Raw genomic sequence first — 15,829 nt, 5'->3', positions numbered from 1 at the left:
GCTGAGGCGGCTCGACGCGGACACCGCCCGCCGGGTCGCGGTCCGCGCACAGCTGCTCGACGCCCGGTGCAGCCGGTCGGTCACCGAGGTGGTCGAGGAGCTCGGGGTGCTGCAGGTCGACCCGACGACGGCGATCGCCCCCAGCGTCGACCTGGTCCTCTTCTCCCGGCTCGGCGCCGACTACGACCACTCCGACCTGAGGTTCGCGCTCGAGACCGAGCGCAGCCTCGTCGAGCACTCCTCCTTCGTGCGGCCCGTCGACGACGTGGGGCTGGCGATCGCGGTCGCCGGCGAGGACCTGCACCCCCGCATCCGGGAGTGGGCAGAGGCCAACGCAGGCTTCCGCGCGGACGTGCTGGCGCACCTGGCCGGCGAGGGGCCATGCACCGTCGCGGAGATCCCGGACACCTGCCAGGTGCCGTGGCGATCGGGCGGCTGGAACGACGCGCGCAACGTGAACCGGCTGCTGGAGGTCCTCGCCCTGCTCGGCGACGTCGCGGTCAGCGGCCGCCGAGGCCGGGCCCGGGTCTACGACCTGGCCGAGCGGGTCTACCCGCCCGACCTCGAGGTGCCCGCTCCCGGCGAGGCCCGCCGCCTGCTGGACGAGCGCCGCCTCGCCTCGCTCGGCATCGCCCGCCCCAGCGCCAAGGACAGCTCCGGGGAGCAGGTGGGAGCGGGCAGCGCCGGGGTCCCGGTCCTCGTCGCCGGCACCGAGGGCGAGTGGCGGGTCGACCCCGGGGCCCTCGAGGCGCTCGATGACGACACGGCGCCCTTCGCCGGCCGCTGCGCCCTGCTCTCGCCGTTCGACCGGATGGTGAACGACCGGGACCGGGTCCGAGACCTGTTCGGCTTCGAGTACGTGCTGGAGATGTACAAGCCCGCCGCACAGCGGCGCTGGGGCTACTACGCGCTGCCGGTGCTCGTCGGCGACCGGCTCGTGGGCAAGCTCGACGCGAAGGCCGACCGGCGCGCAGGGGTGCTGCACGTCCATGCCCTGCACCGCGACGTGCCGTGGACCGCGGCCGTGGTCGAGGCGGTGGAGGCCGAGGTCGCCGCCCTGGGCAGGTGGCTCGGCCTGGAGGTCGCTGGGGCCTGAGCAAGTGCTCCCCCATCTGGTCGATGCCGACTCCCGCGGCCAGGCAGCAGGCTGGATGCGAGCCCACCGGGAGGTATCTCTGATGCGCCTCTATGTCGCCGCCCTGCTCATCTGCCTGGGCCTCGCGCCGGCGCTCTCGCCGGTGGCCCCGGCACACGCCGCCCCCGACCCCGTCGTCCCGGTCCCCTCCGTGGCCGAGACCGTCCCGGTGGGCACCACCGGCGACTCCATGGACGACCCCGCCGTGTGGCGCCACCCCACCGACCCCTCCCGCTCCCTGCTGCTGGGCAACAACAAGCGGGGCGCGCTGGAGACCTACGACCTGGCCGGCAACCGGGTGCAGCGGATCACCGACTCCGTGACCTTCTGGGGCAACGTCGACGTCCGCCAGGGGGTCCCCGTCGCCGGGGTGGTCGGCGACGTCGTCGCGGTCTACCACCGCGGCCTGCAGCTGTACCGGGTCGACCCGGCCACTCGGATGCTGCAGCGGGCCAACGAGGGCACCGCCATCTCCACCGCCGGTGAAGGACTGTGCCTGTACTCGAGCCCCGCCAGCGGCCGGCTGTACGCGTTCGTGATCGCGATCAGCGGCGCGGTGCGCCAGTTCGAGATCCGCGACGCCGACGCCGACGGACTGCTCGAGGGCGTCGAGGTCCGCCAGTTCGCGGTCGGCTCGGAGGCCGAGGGCTGTGTGGCCGACGACGACCGCGGCGTGGTCTACATCAGCGAGGAGGAGCGGGGCCTGTGGCGCTACGCCGCCGAGCCGACCGGCGGCACCAGCCGGGTCGCGGTGGACACCACCGGCGCGGGCGGACACCTGGTCGGCGACGTCGAGGGCGTCACCCTGGTCGACCTGCCCGACGGTGGCGGCTACGTGATCGCGTCGGCGCAGAACTCCGCGGACCCCGACAACTCCTTCTTCGTGGTCTACGACCGGCACTCGAACGCCTACGTGCGCACCTTCCGTGTCACCTCGGGCTCCGCCTCGGACGACTGCGACCGCACCGACGGCATCACAGCGCTCGCCGCCGACCTCGGGCCACGCTTCCCCCGCGGGATCTTCGTGTGCCAGGACAACAACAACGACGCCCCGGGCACGGTCGGGAACCAGGACCTGAAGATGGTGCCCCTGCAGGACGTCGTCGCGCTGGACTCGACACCACCTCCGCCGCCACCACCGCCTCCGACGGACCCTCCCCCTCCGCAGGGGCAGGTCACCCTGGTGACCGCGTCCGCGGTGAACAGCAACGCCACCGCGTGGTCGCGCACCGTCCCCGCCGGGGTGGCGCCCGGGGACGGCATGCTGCTGTTCTTCTCGCGCAGCGCCGACTCCGGTGCCCTGAGCGGGCCGGGCTCCGGCTGGAGCCGCCTGGCCGACGTGGTCGACGGCAGCCTGCAGACCACCGTGTGGCAGCGGGTGGCGACCGCCACCGACCCGGGCACCACGGTGCAGGTCTCCGGCGCCGGCGGCCAGCGCAAGGGAGCCCTCACTCTCGCCGTCTACCGCGGCACCGTGCCGAGCGTGCCCTTCGCCACCGGAGCGGGCGCGGCCGAGAGCAACCTCACCGCAGCGCACACCACGCCACGTCTCACCGCCTCCGCCGGGATGCTCCGCGTCTCCTACTGGGCCGACCGCAACAGCAGCGCGTCCGGCTGGACCGCGCCGGCAGGTGAGCAGGTGCGCGTGGTCTCCGGCGGCACGGGCGGCGGCCGGATCGGTGTCCTGCTCACCGATCCGGCCGCTCCCGTGCCGGCCGGCGCGACCGGCGGGCTCACCGCGACCTCGGCGTCGGCCTCGGACAAGGCCACGTCGTGGACGATCCTGCTCCGCCCGACCCCGTAGCCGGGCGCGGCCGCACGGCCCGGATCGCCGGCGCGGATCAGTAGTCTGGCCCGATGCCGGTCCTCGTGCTCGCGTCCGCCTCCCCCTCCCGTCTCGCCACGCTGCGCAAGGCGGGCCTCGACCCGCAGGTGATCGTCTCCGGGGTGGACGAGTCCGGCGTCGGCGGCGTCACCCCCTCCGAGCTGGCGCTGACGCTGGCGGAGCTGAAGTGCCGTGCGGTCGCCGAGCGCGACGACCTTCCCGCCGAGGCCCTGGTGCTCGGCTGCGACTCCGTGCTGGAGCTGGACGGCGAGGCGCTGGGCAAGCCGGCCGACGCCGAGGACGCCGTACGACGCTGGCGGTCGATGCGCGGGCGCAGCGGGGTGCTGCACACCGGGCACTGCCTGCGCGACACCGCGACCGGTCGGCAGGCGGCGGCCACCGCCTCCACCCGGGTGCACTTCGCCGAGGTCACCGACGAGGAGATCGACGCCTACGTCGCCACCGGCGAGCCGCTGAACGTGGCCGGCGCGTTCACCATCGAGGGCCTGGCCGGTGGCTTCATCACCCGGATCGAGGGCGACCACCACAACGTGGTCGGGGTGAGCCTGCCGCTGCTGCGCTCCATGGTCCGCCAGCTGGGGCACGGCTGGACGCAGCTGTGGGCGCCGCGCTCCTGAGCGCGACGCCCCGGCTCACTCGACCGGCAGGCCCAGGCCGCGGGCGATGAGCATCCGCTGCACCTCGGAGGTCCCCTCGCCGATCTCGAGGATCTTGGCGTCGCGGTAGAAGCGCGCCACCGGGTACTCCTCCATGAAGCCGTAGCCGCCGAAGACCTGGGTGGCGATCCGGGTCGCGGTGACCGCGGACTCGCTGGTGTAGAGCTTGGCGACCGAGGCGGCCTGCTTGAACTCCTTCGTCGACGGCCCGCCGCCACCGAGCATGGCGTCCTTCATGGCGGCGGCGCGGTAGGTCAGCAGCCGTGAGGCGTGCAGCATCACCTCGAGGTCGGCGATCTGGAAGGCGACGCCCTGCTTGCGGCCGATGGGTCCGCCCATGGTCTGCCGGTCGCCGGCGTACTCCACGCACAGGTCGACGCAGGCCTGGATCAGCCCGACCGCGAGGGCGGCGATGGCGACCCGGCCGTCGTCGAGGGTGGCGAGGAACTGCGCGTAGCCGCGCCCGCGCTCCCCGAGCAGGTTGGCCTCGGGCACCCGGCAGTCGGTGAAGGTCAGCGGGTGGGTGTCGGAGATGTGCCAGCCGAGCTTGTCGTAGCCGGGCTCGGCGACGAAGCCGGGCGTGCCGGAGGGCACGATGATGGTGGAGATCTCCGGCGAGCCGTTCTCGCGCACGCCGGTGCGGGCGGTGACCGTGACCAGGCTGGTGATCGCGGAGCCGGAGTTGGTGATGAACTGCTTGGCGCCGTTGATCACCCACTCGCCGTCGGCGAGCTCCGCGCGGGTGCGGGTGGCACCGGCGTCGGAGCCGGCGCCGGGCTCGGTGAGGCCGAAGCCGGCCAGCCGCCTGCCTGCGACCAGGTCGGGCAGCCACGTCTGCTTCTGCTCGTCGGTGCCGTAGGTGAGGATCGGGTTGATGCCGAGACCGACCCCGGCCTCCAGGGTGATCCCGATGGACTGGTCCACGCGACCGAGCTCCTCGATGGCCAGGCACAGCGAGGTGAAGGGGCCGTCGGCGGCGTCGATGCCCGCCCCGCCGTACTCCTCGGGGGCGGTCAGGCCGAAGAGTCCGAGCTCCCCCATCTGCTGCACGACGTCGGTCGGGAAGTGGTGCGCGGAGTCCCACTCGGCGACGTGCGGAGCGATCGCGCTCCGAGCGAAGTCGCGGACGGTGCGACGGAACTCCTCGTGCTCGCGGGACAGCTCGAACTGCGTCATGCGGCCATCCTAGGGGCCGGGTTAGCGTCTGTTAACCACCATCGGGTGCCCGGTGCGCGGATGCGGTCCCGGATCGTTCCCGCCGACGCCCTACACTCCCACGTTGGCGTGACACTCCGACGTTGGCGTGCCTCGCCGCCCCCGACCGCTCGACAGGAGAAACCGTGTCTCAGCCCGTGCAGCCGCTGCGCAAGGTCCTCATCGCCAACCGCGGCGAGATCGCCGTCCGTGTGATCCGAGCCGCCAAGGACGCCGGCATCGCCAGCGTGGCGATCTACGCCGAGCCGGACGCGAACGCACTGTTCGTACGTCTCGCCGACGAGGCCTACGCCCTCGGCGGCAACACCCCGGCCGAGTCCTACCTGTCGATCGAGAAGATCATCGACGCCGCCAAGCAGTCGGGTGCCGACTCCGTGCACCCCGGCTACGGCTTCCTCGCCGAGAACGCCGAGTTCGCCCAGGCCGTGATCGACGCCGGCCTGATCTGGATCGGCCCCTCCCCCGAGGCCATCGACGCGCTCGGCGACAAGGCCAAGGCCAAGCACATCGCCGAGAAGGCCAACGCCCCGCTGGCGCCCGGCACCAAGGACCCGGTCAAGGACGCCGACGAGGTCGTCGCCCTGGCCAAGGAGTTCGGCCTGCCGATCGCCATCAAGGCCGTGTACGGCGGCGGTGGCCGCGGCCTCAAGGTCGCCCGGACCATGGAGGAGATCCCCGAGCTCTTCGAGTCCGCCACCCGTGAGGCCATCGGTGCCTTCGGCCGCGGCGAGTGCCTGGTCGAGAAGTTCCTCGACCGTCCGCGCCACGTCGAGACCCAGTGCCTGGCCGACACCCACGGCAACGTCGTCGTCGTCTCAACCCGCGACTGCTCGCTGCAGCGCCGCCACCAGAAGGTCGTCGAGGAGGCCCCCGCGCCGTTCCTGACCGACGACCAGGTCAAGCGCCTCTACGAGTCCTCCAAGGCGATCCTCAAGGAGGCCAAGTACGTCGGCGCCGGCACCTGCGAGTTCCTCGTCGCCGCCGACGGCACGATCTCCTTCCTCGAGGTCAACACCCGCCTGCAGGTCGAGCACTGCGTCTCCGAGGAGGTCACCGGGCTCGACCTGGTCCGCGAGATGTTCCGCATCGCTGCCGGCGAGGAGCTCGGCTACGGCGACCCGGAGATCAAGGGCCACGCCATCGAGTACCGGATCAACGCCGAGGACGCCGGTCGCGGCTTCATGCCGGCCCCGGGCACGCTGACCGAGTGGGCGCCGCCGAGCGGCCCCGGCATCCGGCTCGACTCCGGCTACGAGAAGGGCGAGACCATCCCGGGCGCGTTCGACTCGCTGATCGCCAAGCTCATCGTCTCCGGCGCCGACCGCGCCCAGGCCATCGCCCGCTCCAAGCGCGCGTTGTCGGAGTTCAAGGTCGACGGCATGCCGACGATCATCCCGTTCTTCACCAAGGTCCTGGACGAGCCGGCCTACGTCGGTGCCTCCAACCCCAGCGGCGAGGGCTCCTTCGACGTCTACACCACGTGGATCGAGAACGAGTTCGTCAACGACATCGAGCCCTACGGCGGCGAGGCCGGCGAGGCCGACGAGGCCGGTGAGAAGCACCGGGTCGTCGTCGAGGTCGGCGGCAAGCGCGTCGAGGTCGTCCTGCCGGCCGGTCTGGGCGGGATGTCCGCCGGTGCCGGTGCCAAGAAGCCGAAGCGTGCCGCCGGCAAGAAGGCCGGGGCCGCCGCCTCCGGTGACGCCGTCGCCTCGCCGATGCAGGGCACCATCGTCAAGGTCGCCGTCGAGGAGGGCCAGGAGGTCGCCGAGGGCGACGTCGTGGTCGTGATCGAGGCGATGAAGATGGAGCAGCCGCTCAAGGCGCACAAGTCCGGCACCGTGACCGGGCTGTCCGCCACCGTCGGCGCCACCATCGGCAACGGCGAGGTCGTCTGCGAGCTCAAGGACTGACGCAGCAGCTGCCTGCGAGTCGGTGCCGCCACGCTGAGCGTGGCGGCACCGTCGTTTTTCCCTGCCCGCAGGTCACAGCACCATGGCAGCAGCGAGTGCTCGGAGGACGCCGTTAGGCTCCCGACGGTGACGACCCAGCTGCGCGAGCCCGCCCACCAGGTCAGCCGGCGTGCCTTGACGATGTGGCAGGTGGAGGCCGGCCTCGAGGCCGTGGCGTTCGCCGTGGCCGGCACGGTGGCGGCCCTGGTGTGGACGCCGGCACCGCTGCGCTGGTGGCTGGTCGCGCTCGCGGTGCTGGTGCCCGCGGCCCTCGCGGTCGTCGTACCGCCGTGGCGGTTCCGGGTGCACCGCTGGGAGGTCGTCGCCGAGGCGGTCTACACCCAGCGCGGCTGGTGGGCGCGTGAGCGCCGGATCGCCCCGCTCTCGCGGGTGCAGACCGTCGACATCGCCGAGCCGCCGCTGGCGCGGCTGTTCGGCCTGGCCACGGTGACCGTCACCACCGCCTCAGCTGCCGGCGCACTGCGCATCGACGGCCTGGACCGGCCGCTGGCCGTGGCCCTGGCCGACGACCTGACCCGCCGCGCCAACGCCGTCGCCGGGGACGCCACGTGACCTGGGAGCGCCTGGACCGCCGGATGCTGCTGGTGCATCCGGTCAAGGAGCTCATCCGCTTCGCCCCGGCCCTGATCGCGGTGCTGGTCGCCGGCAGCAGCAGGGGTTTCGGCGGCTGGAGCCTGATCGGCGTCGCGGCGCCGATCACCCTCGGCGTGGTGCGCTACCTGACCACCACCTACCGGATCACCGCCGACCGCGTCGAGCTGCGCCGGGGCCTGCTGCACCGGCACCAACTCTCCGCGCCGATCGACCGGGTGCGCACCGTGGACCTCACCGCCTCGCCGGTGCACCGCCTGCTGGGCCTGGCGACCGTCGTGATCGGCACCGGGAGCGCGGTCGGTGACGAGGAGCGCCTGGAGCTCGACGCGCTCTCCCGCGACCAGGCGGCGGCGCTGCGGGAGCGACTGCTGCGTGCGGCCGGGGCCGCCCAGGCGCCCGAGCCCACTGCGCCCTGGCCAGCGCCCGACGGCGCGATCACCACACCCCCGGCCCCCACCGCACCCGGTGCGGCCGCCGCCCCGGAGGTGGTGCTGGCCAGGTTCTCGGCGAGCTGGCTGTGGTACGCGCCGTTCAGCGGGGCGCTGCTCGTCGTGCTCGGCGCGAGCGCCGGCGTCCTGAACGAGGTCGCCGAGTTCCTCGAGCTGCGGGTGCGTGAGCCGCACCTCGGGAACGTGAGCAGCCTTCCCCTGGTCGCGCTGGCACTCGCGGTCCTGCTGCTCGCCGTGCTGGTCAGCGTCGTCGGCTACGCCCTCGTCAACGGCGGCTTCGTGCTCGCCCGCCAGGGCGCGACCTGGCACCTGCGACGCGGCCTGCTCACCCGGCGCGAGACCAGCATCGACACCGCCCGGCTGGCCGGCGTCCGGCTCGGCGAGCCCGCCGCCCTGCGCGCGGTGCGCGGCCGGCGGCTCACCGCGATCGTGACCGGGCTCACCGGGGCCCACGAGAGCTCCACCGTGCTGCTGCCCCCGGTGCCGGCGACCGTCGCACTGGAGGTGATGGCCGGCGTGCTCGGCAACGCCGAGCCGGTCGTCGGCCCCCTGGCCACGCACGGCCGGACCGCCCGGACCCGGCGCTTCACCCGGGCCGGGCTCGCCGCCCTCCCCGTCGCCGTCGGGATCGCCGCAGCGGTGGTGCTGCTGGACGCCGGCCCCTGGCTGCTGCTCGCGGCGGTCGCGGTGCTCGTGCTCGCGGTGCTGCTGGCCGCGGACCGGTGGCGGGCCCTGGGCCACGCACACCTGGCCGGCCACGTGGTGATGCGCTCGGGGTCGGTGCGCCGGGGACGAGACGTGCTGGAGGACAGCCACGTGATCGGCTGGAACCTGGACGCCACGTGGTTCCAGCGGCGCGCGGGGTTGGTCACCCTGTCGGCGACCACCGCCGGTGGCGGCGGCCGGATCCACGTCCCCGACGTACCCGTCCCGGCGGCGCTCGCACTGGCCGAGGCGGCCACCCCCGGCCTGCTCACGCCCTTCCTGGTCGAGAACCAGGCGAGCACCGAGTGAGTCCGGCGCACGCTACCTTCGCCCGGTGACCAGCGCGCCCCCGCCGAGCAGCGACGCAGCCCCGGGCGCGAGCGGCGCCCCCTCCCCCGTCACCTCCCCCGGTACGACGTCCCTGCTGACGCCCGTGCTGGCCGGGGTGGTCGCGGCGGTGGTGGGGTTCGCGAGCACCTTCGTGGTGGTGCTGGCCGGCCTGACCGCCGTGGGCGCCACACCCGCCCAGGCAGCCTCGGGCCTGCTCACGCTGTGCGTGGTGTCGGCGCTGACGATGCTCTGGCTGGCGGTGCGGCACCGAATGCCGATCACCGTGGCGTGGTCCACCCCGGGGGCCGCGCTGCTGGCCACCACGGCGGGGGTCACCGGGGGTTGGCCGGCGGCCGTGGGTGCGTTCGTGGCGACCGGGCTGCTGATCGTCGCGACCGCGTTCGTCCCCCGGCTCGGCGACCTGGTGGCCGCGATCCCGCACAGCCTCGCCCGGGCGATGCTGGCCGGGGTGTTGCTGCCGCTGTGCCTGGCTCCGGTCGTGGCGCTCGTGGAGTCACCCGAGGTCGTCGCCCCGGTGGTGCTGACCTGGCTGGTGCTGCTCCGTCTCGCCCCGCGCTGGGCGGTGCCGGGCGCGCTGGCGGTGGCGCTGGCGATCGTGGCCGCGACCGCCCACGTCCGCGCCGCCGACCTGGTGCCGGTGGTGACCTGGACGGTGCCGAGCTGGTCGCTCTCCGCGCTGGTCGGCATCGCGCTTCCGCTCTACGTGGTCACCATGGCCTCGCAGAACGTGCCGGGGGTGGCGGTGATGAGCAGCCTCGGCTACCGGGTCCCCTGGCGGGAGTCGCTGGCCGTGACCGGCCTGGGCACCGTCGCCGGGGCCTGCTCCGGTGGGCACGCGGTCAACCTGGCCGCCATCAGCGCGGCGCTGGCCGCGGGACCGGCCGCCGGTGGTGACCGGGCCCGGCGCTGGGTCGCCGCGCTCAGTGCCGCGGTGACCTACCTGGTGCTGGCGGTGGGCAGCAGCGCGCTCGCCGCGATGGTGGTGGCCGCCGCCGACGGGCTGATGCAGGCCGCCGCGGGCCTGGCGCTGCTCGCCACGCTGGGCGCGGCGCTGGGTGAGGCACTGGCCGACCCGGCGGAGCGGGAGGCCGCGGCCGCGACGCTGGTCGTCGCCGCGTCCGGCGTCACGGTCCTCGGCATCGGCGCCGCCTTCTGGGCGCTGCTCGTCGGCCTGGTGCTGCGGGCGTTCCTGCGCACCCCCGTCCCCGGTCGGTCCGCCCCAGACGGCCCAGTCAGCCCAGGCGGCCCGGACGTCAGCCCAGGTCGAACATCGTCGAGCGCAGGCCGAACCTGACCCGGAACGCGTCGCCGGACAGCGGCGCGGCGCTCTTCTCGGTGCCCACGACGGTGACGGAGCGGACCCGGCCGCTGGTGGGATCCTTGGTGAGCTCGAGGCGCACGAAGTCGCCGATGCCGGGGAACTCCTTCTCGATGGCGTCGTCGCTCAGCACCACGCGCCACTGCTGGTTGGGGTTGCCGGCCCAGCGGTCGAAGGGGTCCTCGCGCGCGACGAGGTAGGGCTGCGAGCCGGCCAGCGTCCAGCCACCGTTGCTGGAGGAGAACTGGGTGAAGGCCGGCTTGCCGGCGTAGGTGCGGATCTGGCCGGTCGTGGCGCGGATCGCCGCGTCGGCGGCGGGGTGCTCGACGGCGACGCCGCGGTACACCTGGCAGGCGGTGGTGTCGCACAGGTCGTAGGAGCGGCGCTTGCGGTCGGTGCGCGCGAACACGGCGTAGGTGCGGGCGGCCACGGACTGGGCGCGGACCGCCTGCGGGTGCCAGCCGGCCGGCACCTCGGCGGGCACCACCCCGCGCAGGTAGTTGTTCAGCCCGACGACGTTGACGGTGTCGCGGCCCCCGCCCGAGTCGGGGACCGCGGAGCGCAGCTTGCCGCGGTACTCACGCCACCCGCCGGGCACGTAGAGGCGGATCGCGCCGCTGGTCACCTTGAACTCGGCCTCGCCGGGGAGGTCGCGCACCTTGATCCAACGCTTCTTCGCGGTGCGGTACCACAGCCGGGTCTTGTTCCCGCGCGCGGTGAGCATCCAGAGCCGGGCGCCCTTGCGCTTGAGGTTCCAGGTGCGCCCGTTCTTCACGCTGCGCACCTTCAGCCCGCTGCGGTGCTTGACCATGACGCTGCTCGTGGTGTCGGCGGTGATCAGCACCCGCATCGCCCCGGCCACCTTCGTGGTCCTGGTGCCCGGGTAGTAGAAGTCGAGGATCTGCTCGGCGCTCTGGCCGTGGTTGCGGGCCCGGTTCTGCGCGCCGTACTGCGACATGCCGCGACCGTGGCCCCAGCCCGAGCCGACCAGCGTCACGGACTCCGCGCCCTTCTTGGCCGCAGCCGCGGCGGGCGCCGAGGACGCAGGGCTCGCGGCTCCCGGCACGGCGAGCAGGACACCGAGCAGGAGCAGCAGGGACAAGGAGGCGGCGGGACCCGAGGACGGACGCATCGAACGAGACTAACCCGCGGTTCCAGGCTTCCGCAGCCGCCGCCATAGGATTCGAAGCATGACCGAGCAGCACAGCACCCAGGCACCGGACCCGACCCCGGAGACGCAGGCGACGCCCGCGCCCGCGGGCGCGGCCGTACCGGAAAAGCCCGCGCTGGAGGGGCTCGAGGCGAAGTGGGCGGAGCGTTGGAAGGCCGACGGTACCTACACCTTCGACCGCACCCAGCCCCGCGAGAACGTCTACTCCATCGACACGCCGCCGCCGACGGTCAGCGGCAGCCTGCACGTGGGCCACGTCTTCTCCTACACCCACACCGACCTCATCGCCCGCTTCCAGCGGATGCAGGGCAAGTCGGTGTTCTACCCGATGGGCTGGGACGACAACGGCCTGCCGACCGAGCGCCGGGTGCAGAACTACTTCGGCGTGCGCTGCGACCCCTCGCTGCCCTACGACCCCGACTTCACCCCGCCGGAGAAGCCGGACCCGAAGCGGCAGGTGTCGATCAGCCGGCCCAACTTCATCGAGCTGTGCGAGCAGCTGGTCGAGCAGGACGAGAAGGTCTTCGAGGAGCTGTGGCGCACGCTCGGCCTCAGCGTCGACTGGGACATCACGTACACCACCATCGGCGCCAAGGCGCAGACCGCGAGCCAGCGGGCGTTCCTGCGCAACCTGGCCCGCGGCGAGGCCTACCTGCAGGAGGCGCCCACGCTGTGGGACGTCACCTTCCAGACCGCCGTCGCCCAGGCCGAGCTGGAGGCCCGCGACTACGCCGGTGCCTACCACCGCGTCAGCTTCCACAAGCCCGACGGCAGCCCGGTGTTCATCGAGACCACCCGCCCCGAGCTCATCCCGTCCGTGGTGGCGCTGATCGCGCACCCCGATGACGAGCGGTACGCCGACCTGTTCGGCACCACCGTCACCTCGCCGGTCTTCGGCGTCGAGATCCCCGTCCTCGCCCACGAGGCAGCCGAGAAGGACAAGGGCGCCGGCATCGCGATGTGCTGCACCTTCGGCGACCTCACCGACGTCACCTGGTGGCGTGAGCTGCAGCTGCCCGTGCGCACCGTGATCGGCCGCGACGGCCGGTTCACCCGGGAGACGCCGGAGTGGCTGGGCTCCGAGCAGGCCTCGGCGGCGTACGAGGACCTCAAGGGCAAGACGGTGCACTCCGCGCGCGAGGCGATCGTCGCCAAGCTGCGCGAGAGCGGCGACCTGGACGGCGACCCGAAGCCGACGCAGCGGATGGCGAACTTCTACGAGAAGGGCGACAAGCCGCTCGAGATCGTCTCCACCCGGCAGTGGTACCTCCGCAACGGCGGCCGCGACGCCGGCGTGCGTGAGCAGATGCTGGCCCGTGGCGCCCAGATCGAGTGGCTGCCGCCGCACATGAAGCACCGCTACGACAACTGGGTCGGCGGCCTCAACGGCGACTGGCTGATCTCGCGCCAGCGGTTCTTCGGCATCCCGTTCCCGGTCTGGTACCCGCTCGACGACGAGGGCCAGCCCGACTACAGCCGCCTGCTGCTGCCAGGCGAGGAGCAGCTGCCCGTGGACCCGTCCACGCAGGCGCCCACCGGCTACACCGAGGACCAGCGCGGCAAGCCGGGCGGCTTCATCGGCGACCCCGACGTGATGGACACCTGGGCCACCTCCTCGCTGACCCCGCAGATCGCCGGCGGCTGGGAGTCCGACCCCGACCTGTTCGCGCGGGTCTTCCCGATGGACCTGGCCACCCAGGCCCACGACATCATCCGCACCTGGCTGTTCTCCCGGGTCGTGCGCGCCCACTTCGAGAACGGTGTGGCGCCGTGGTCGCACGCGATGATCTCCGGCTTCATCGTCGACCCCGACCGCAAGAAGATGTCGAAGTCCAAGGGCAACGTGGTCGTCCCCGACCAGATCCTCGGCAAGTACGGCGCCGACGCGGTCCGCTGGCGTGCCTCCATCGCCCGCCCCGGCCTGGACTCGCCGTTCGACGAGACCCAGATGAAGGTCGGCCGCCGGCTGGCGATGAAGGTGCTCAACGCCTCCAAGTTCGTCCTCGGCAGCGTGGGCGCCACCGAGTTCGCCGCCTCCCGGGTCAGCCAGCCCGTCGACACCGCCCTGCTGGGCCGGCTCGCGAACGTGATCCGCAAGGCCACCGACGCGTTCGAGGCCTTCGACTACACCACCGCGCTCGAAGTCACCGAGAAGTTCTTCTGGGAGTTCTGCGACGACTACGTCGAGCTCGTCAAGGAGCGCGCGTACGCCGACTCCTCCGACGCCTCGGACTCCGCACGGGCCACCCTCGCCGGGGCGCTGCAGGTGCAGCTGCGGCTGCTCGCGCCGTTCCTGCCGTACGTGACCGAGGAGGTCTGGTCGTGGTGGCAGGAGGGCTCGGTGCACCGCGCCCCGTGGCCTACCGTCAACGAGCTCGGCTCCCCCGCCGCCACCGACGGCTCCGTGATCGACCAGGTCTCCGCAGCCCTGGCCGGCATCCGCGGCGCGAAGTCCCAGGCCAAGGTGAACATGAAGACCCCGCTCTCCCGGGTCGAGATCACCGGCCCCGAGGCCGTCATCGCCGCCGCCCGGATCGCCGAGCCCGACCTGGTCGCCGCCGGCAAGATCGTCGGGGACCTCGTGTTCACCGTCGACGACGCCGCGACCGAGCTGAAGGTCACCGCAGAGATCGCCGAGCAGCCGGCGGAGTGACCCGCCCGGCCGGTTCCTGACCGGCCGCTGAGCCGTCGCAGGGGTCCCCGGGTGTGCCCGGGGACCTCTGCGTGCTCGACGAGCGAAGCCGGGGCCAAGGTCCCGTTCGGGTGCCGGTCGCCCGACACCCGGGGACGTGTCTTGCGTTACATTCCAACCGGTAGGTATCTTCTCTGGTGTGATGCCGCCCACAACGACGCCGTCCACCTCCCGCCTGCCCGACGGCACCGCACTGACCCGCCTCGCCGACATCGTCCGTGCCCGTGCGCAGGTCAGCCCCACCGCCCGCGCGATGACCACGGCCGCCGGCGCGGCCACGTTCGCGGAGCTGGACGAGCTCTCCTCCCGCATCGCCCACCGGTTGGTGAGCGAGGGCGTGCGGCCCGGTGACCGGGTCGCCTACATCGGGCGCAACTCGCCGGAGTTCCTGGCCGTGCTGTACGGCGCCGCGAAGGCCGGCGCCGTCGCGACGGCGGTCAACGTGCTGCTCGCGCCGGCCGAGGTCACCTGGATCCTCGACGACGCCGCGCCGCGGGCGGTGTTCCTCGGCGCCGAGGACCAGCACCACCGCCCGGCCGTGCAGGCCTCCACCGCCCGACCGCTGGTCGTGTCGGCCGCGCCCGAGGACCTCACCGCCTGGACCGCCGACGTGCCGGCGACCGACCCCGCAGCCGACGGCGGCGGCGACGAGCCGGCTCTGATCCTCTACTCCTCGGGCACCACCGGGAACCCCAAGGGCGTCGTGCTCAGCGGGCACAACATGGCCCGTGCACTGGCCGCCGTGCAGGACCTCCTCGAGCTCGACGATACCTCCGTCGCGATGGCACCCATCCCGTTCTTCCACATCTCCGGGCTCGGCCTGGCACTCGTCGCCACCCTGGTGGGCGCCGAGCTGATCACCTTCACCCCCGCCGGTCCCGAGGACCTGGTCGCCACGCTGCGCGAGCGCCGGGTCAGCCACGCCGTCGTGGTGCCCACCGTCCTGCAGCGCCTCGTGGAGATGCCGCAGAGCCAGGAGCCGGGCGCCTGGGAGCACCTGCGCTACGTCATCTACGGCGCCGCCCCCATGCCCACTCCCCTGCTGCGCCGCGCCATCGACGTGCTCGGCTGCAAGTTCGTGCAGAGCTACGGCCTCACCGAGTCCTCGGGCGGGGTCACGATCCTGACCCACGAGGACCACCTCGCCGGCCTGGAGCGTCCGCACCTGCTGACCTCCTGCGGCCGTGCGCTCGGCAGCGTCCGGCTGCGCGTCGTGGACCCGGTGCTGGGCAGCGACGTGGCGCCCGGGGAGCGCGGCGAGATCTGGATCGGCGGCGACCACGTGATGAGCGGCTACTGGCGCAACGCCGAGGCGACCGACGCCGCGATGAGCGGCGCGTGGCTGCGCACCGGCGACATCGGCGTCCTCGACGCCGAGGGCTACCTCTACGTCGTCGACCGGCTCAAGGACATGCTCGTCTCGGGCGGGGAGAACGTCTATCCCGCAGAGGTGGAGCGCGTCCTCGTCGAGCACCCCGACGTGGCCGAGTGCGCCGTCGTGGCGATGCCGTCGCCGACCTGGGGCGAGGTCCCGGCCGCGCTCGTCGTACGACGCCCCGGCAGCGCCGTGGACGCCGACGCGCTGGTCGCCTGGGCTCGGGAGCGGATGGCGCACTTCAAGTGCCCCAAGGTGGTCGAGTTCACCGACCAGCTGCCCCGCAACGCCAGCGGCAAGGTGCTGAAGCGGGCCATCCGCATCGCACCGGTGCCCACCGCCTGATTCGAAC

11 protein-coding genes are annotated in these 15,829 nt (G+C 73.1%); 9 read left to right on the top strand and 2 right to left on the bottom strand.

Annotation, left to right across the window (positions count from 1 at the left end; translation table 11 throughout):
- Position 1: 1 nt before the first annotated feature.
- The 3 genes from KG111_RS03945 (at position 2) to KG111_RS03935 (ending at position 3,598) form a co-directional block, all read left to right on the top strand.
- Positions 2-1,096 (top strand): DNA glycosylase AlkZ-like family protein, encoded by a 1,095-nt coding sequence (locus KG111_RS03945; RefSeq protein WP_205290809.1) that lies wholly within the window; start codon positions 2-4, stop codon positions 1,094-1,096.
- A gap of 82 nt (positions 1,097-1,178) precedes the next feature.
- Complete coding sequence (locus KG111_RS03940) at positions 1,179-2,939, top strand: phytase (RefSeq protein ID WP_205290661.1); 1,761 nt, start codon at positions 1,179-1,181, stop codon at positions 2,937-2,939.
- Positions 2,940-2,992: 53 nt separating this feature from the next.
- Complete coding sequence (locus KG111_RS03935; RefSeq protein ID WP_205290662.1) at positions 2,993-3,598, top strand: Maf family protein; 606 nt, start codon at positions 2,993-2,995, stop codon at positions 3,596-3,598.
- Positions 3,599-3,613: 15 nt separating this feature from the next.
- On the opposite strand, the gene KG111_RS03930 is transcribed toward KG111_RS03935, so the two are convergent.
- A complete protein-coding gene (locus tag KG111_RS03930; RefSeq protein WP_205290663.1) occupies positions 3,614-4,813 on the bottom strand; it encodes an acyl-CoA dehydrogenase family protein in 1,200 nt (399 codons plus the stop codon).
- Positions 4,814-4,977: 164 nt separating this feature from the next.
- On the opposite strand from KG111_RS03930, the gene KG111_RS03925 reads away from it, so the two are divergent.
- The 4 genes from KG111_RS03925 (at position 4,978) to KG111_RS03910 (ending at position 10,215) form a co-directional block, all read left to right on the top strand.
- Complete coding sequence (locus KG111_RS03925; RefSeq protein ID WP_249666286.1) at positions 4,978-6,762, top strand: acetyl/propionyl/methylcrotonyl-CoA carboxylase subunit alpha; 1,785 nt, start codon at positions 4,978-4,980, stop codon at positions 6,760-6,762.
- A 126-nt stretch (positions 6,763-6,888) separates the two neighbouring features.
- Complete coding sequence (locus tag KG111_RS03920) at positions 6,889-7,374, top strand: PH domain-containing protein (RefSeq protein WP_249666285.1); 486 nt, start codon at positions 6,889-6,891, stop codon at positions 7,372-7,374.
- On the top strand, positions 7,371-8,879 hold the full coding sequence (locus KG111_RS03915; protein WP_205290664.1) for a PH domain-containing protein: 1,509 nt from the start codon (positions 7,371-7,373) through the stop codon (positions 8,877-8,879). The genes KG111_RS03920 and KG111_RS03915 overlap by 4 nt, the downstream gene beginning before the upstream one ends.
- Positions 8,880-8,904: 25 nt before the next feature.
- Entirely contained in the window at positions 8,905-10,215 is a 1,311-nt protein-coding gene (locus KG111_RS03910; protein ID WP_249666284.1) for a benzoate/H(+) symporter BenE family transporter, read from the top strand.
- On the opposite strand, the gene KG111_RS03905 is transcribed toward KG111_RS03910, so the two are convergent.
- Positions 10,175-11,371, bottom strand: a complete 1,197-nt coding sequence (locus KG111_RS03905; protein ID WP_205290665.1) for a SpoIID/LytB domain-containing protein — start codon at positions 11,369-11,371, stop codon at positions 10,175-10,177. The genes KG111_RS03910 and KG111_RS03905 overlap by 41 nt on opposite strands.
- 58 nt (positions 11,372-11,429) lie before the next feature.
- Between KG111_RS03905 and valS the strand changes: the two genes are divergently transcribed.
- Together valS and KG111_RS03895 are read left to right on the top strand one after the other, a co-directional pair.
- On the top strand, positions 11,430-14,063 hold the full coding sequence (valS, locus tag KG111_RS03900) for a valine--tRNA ligase (RefSeq protein WP_205290666.1): 2,634 nt from the start codon (positions 11,430-11,432) through the stop codon (positions 14,061-14,063).
- Positions 14,064-14,244: 181 nt separating this feature from the next.
- On the top strand, positions 14,245-15,822 hold the full coding sequence (locus tag KG111_RS03895; protein WP_205290813.1) for a class I adenylate-forming enzyme family protein: 1,578 nt from the start codon (positions 14,245-14,247) through the stop codon (positions 15,820-15,822).
- Positions 15,823-15,829 lie beyond the last annotated feature (7 nt).

Source organism: Nocardioides faecalis (assembly GCF_018388425.1).
Classification (GTDB): domain Bacteria; phylum Actinomycetota; class Actinomycetes; order Propionibacteriales; family Nocardioidaceae; genus Nocardioides; species Nocardioides faecalis.
The sequence above is the reverse complement of the archived record's forward strand: the minus strand, read 5'-3'. Positions and strand labels throughout refer to the sequence as shown.

Bases quoted from the DNA above. Each gene is read 5' to 3' on its own strand.
- KG111_RS03940 (WP_205290661.1), top strand. From the start codon at position 1,179: ATGCGCCTCTATGTCGCCGCCCTGCTCATCTGCCTGGGCCTCGCGCCG.
- KG111_RS03935 (WP_205290662.1), top strand. From the start codon at position 2,993: ATGCCGGTCCTCGTGCTCGCGTCCGCCTCCCCCTCCCGTCTCGCCACG.
- KG111_RS03930 (WP_205290663.1), bottom strand. From the start codon at position 4,813: ATGACGCAGTTCGAGCTGTCCCGCGAGCACGAGGAGTTCCGTCGCACC.
- KG111_RS03905 (WP_205290665.1), bottom strand. From the start codon at position 11,371: ATGCGTCCGTCCTCGGGTCCCGCCGCCTCCTTGTCCCTGCTGCTCCTG.
- valS (WP_205290666.1), top strand. From the start codon at position 11,430: ATGACCGAGCAGCACAGCACCCAGGCACCGGACCCGACCCCGGAGACG.
- KG111_RS03895 (WP_205290813.1), top strand. From the start codon at position 14,245: ATGCCGCCCACAACGACGCCGTCCACCTCCCGCCTGCCCGACGGCACC.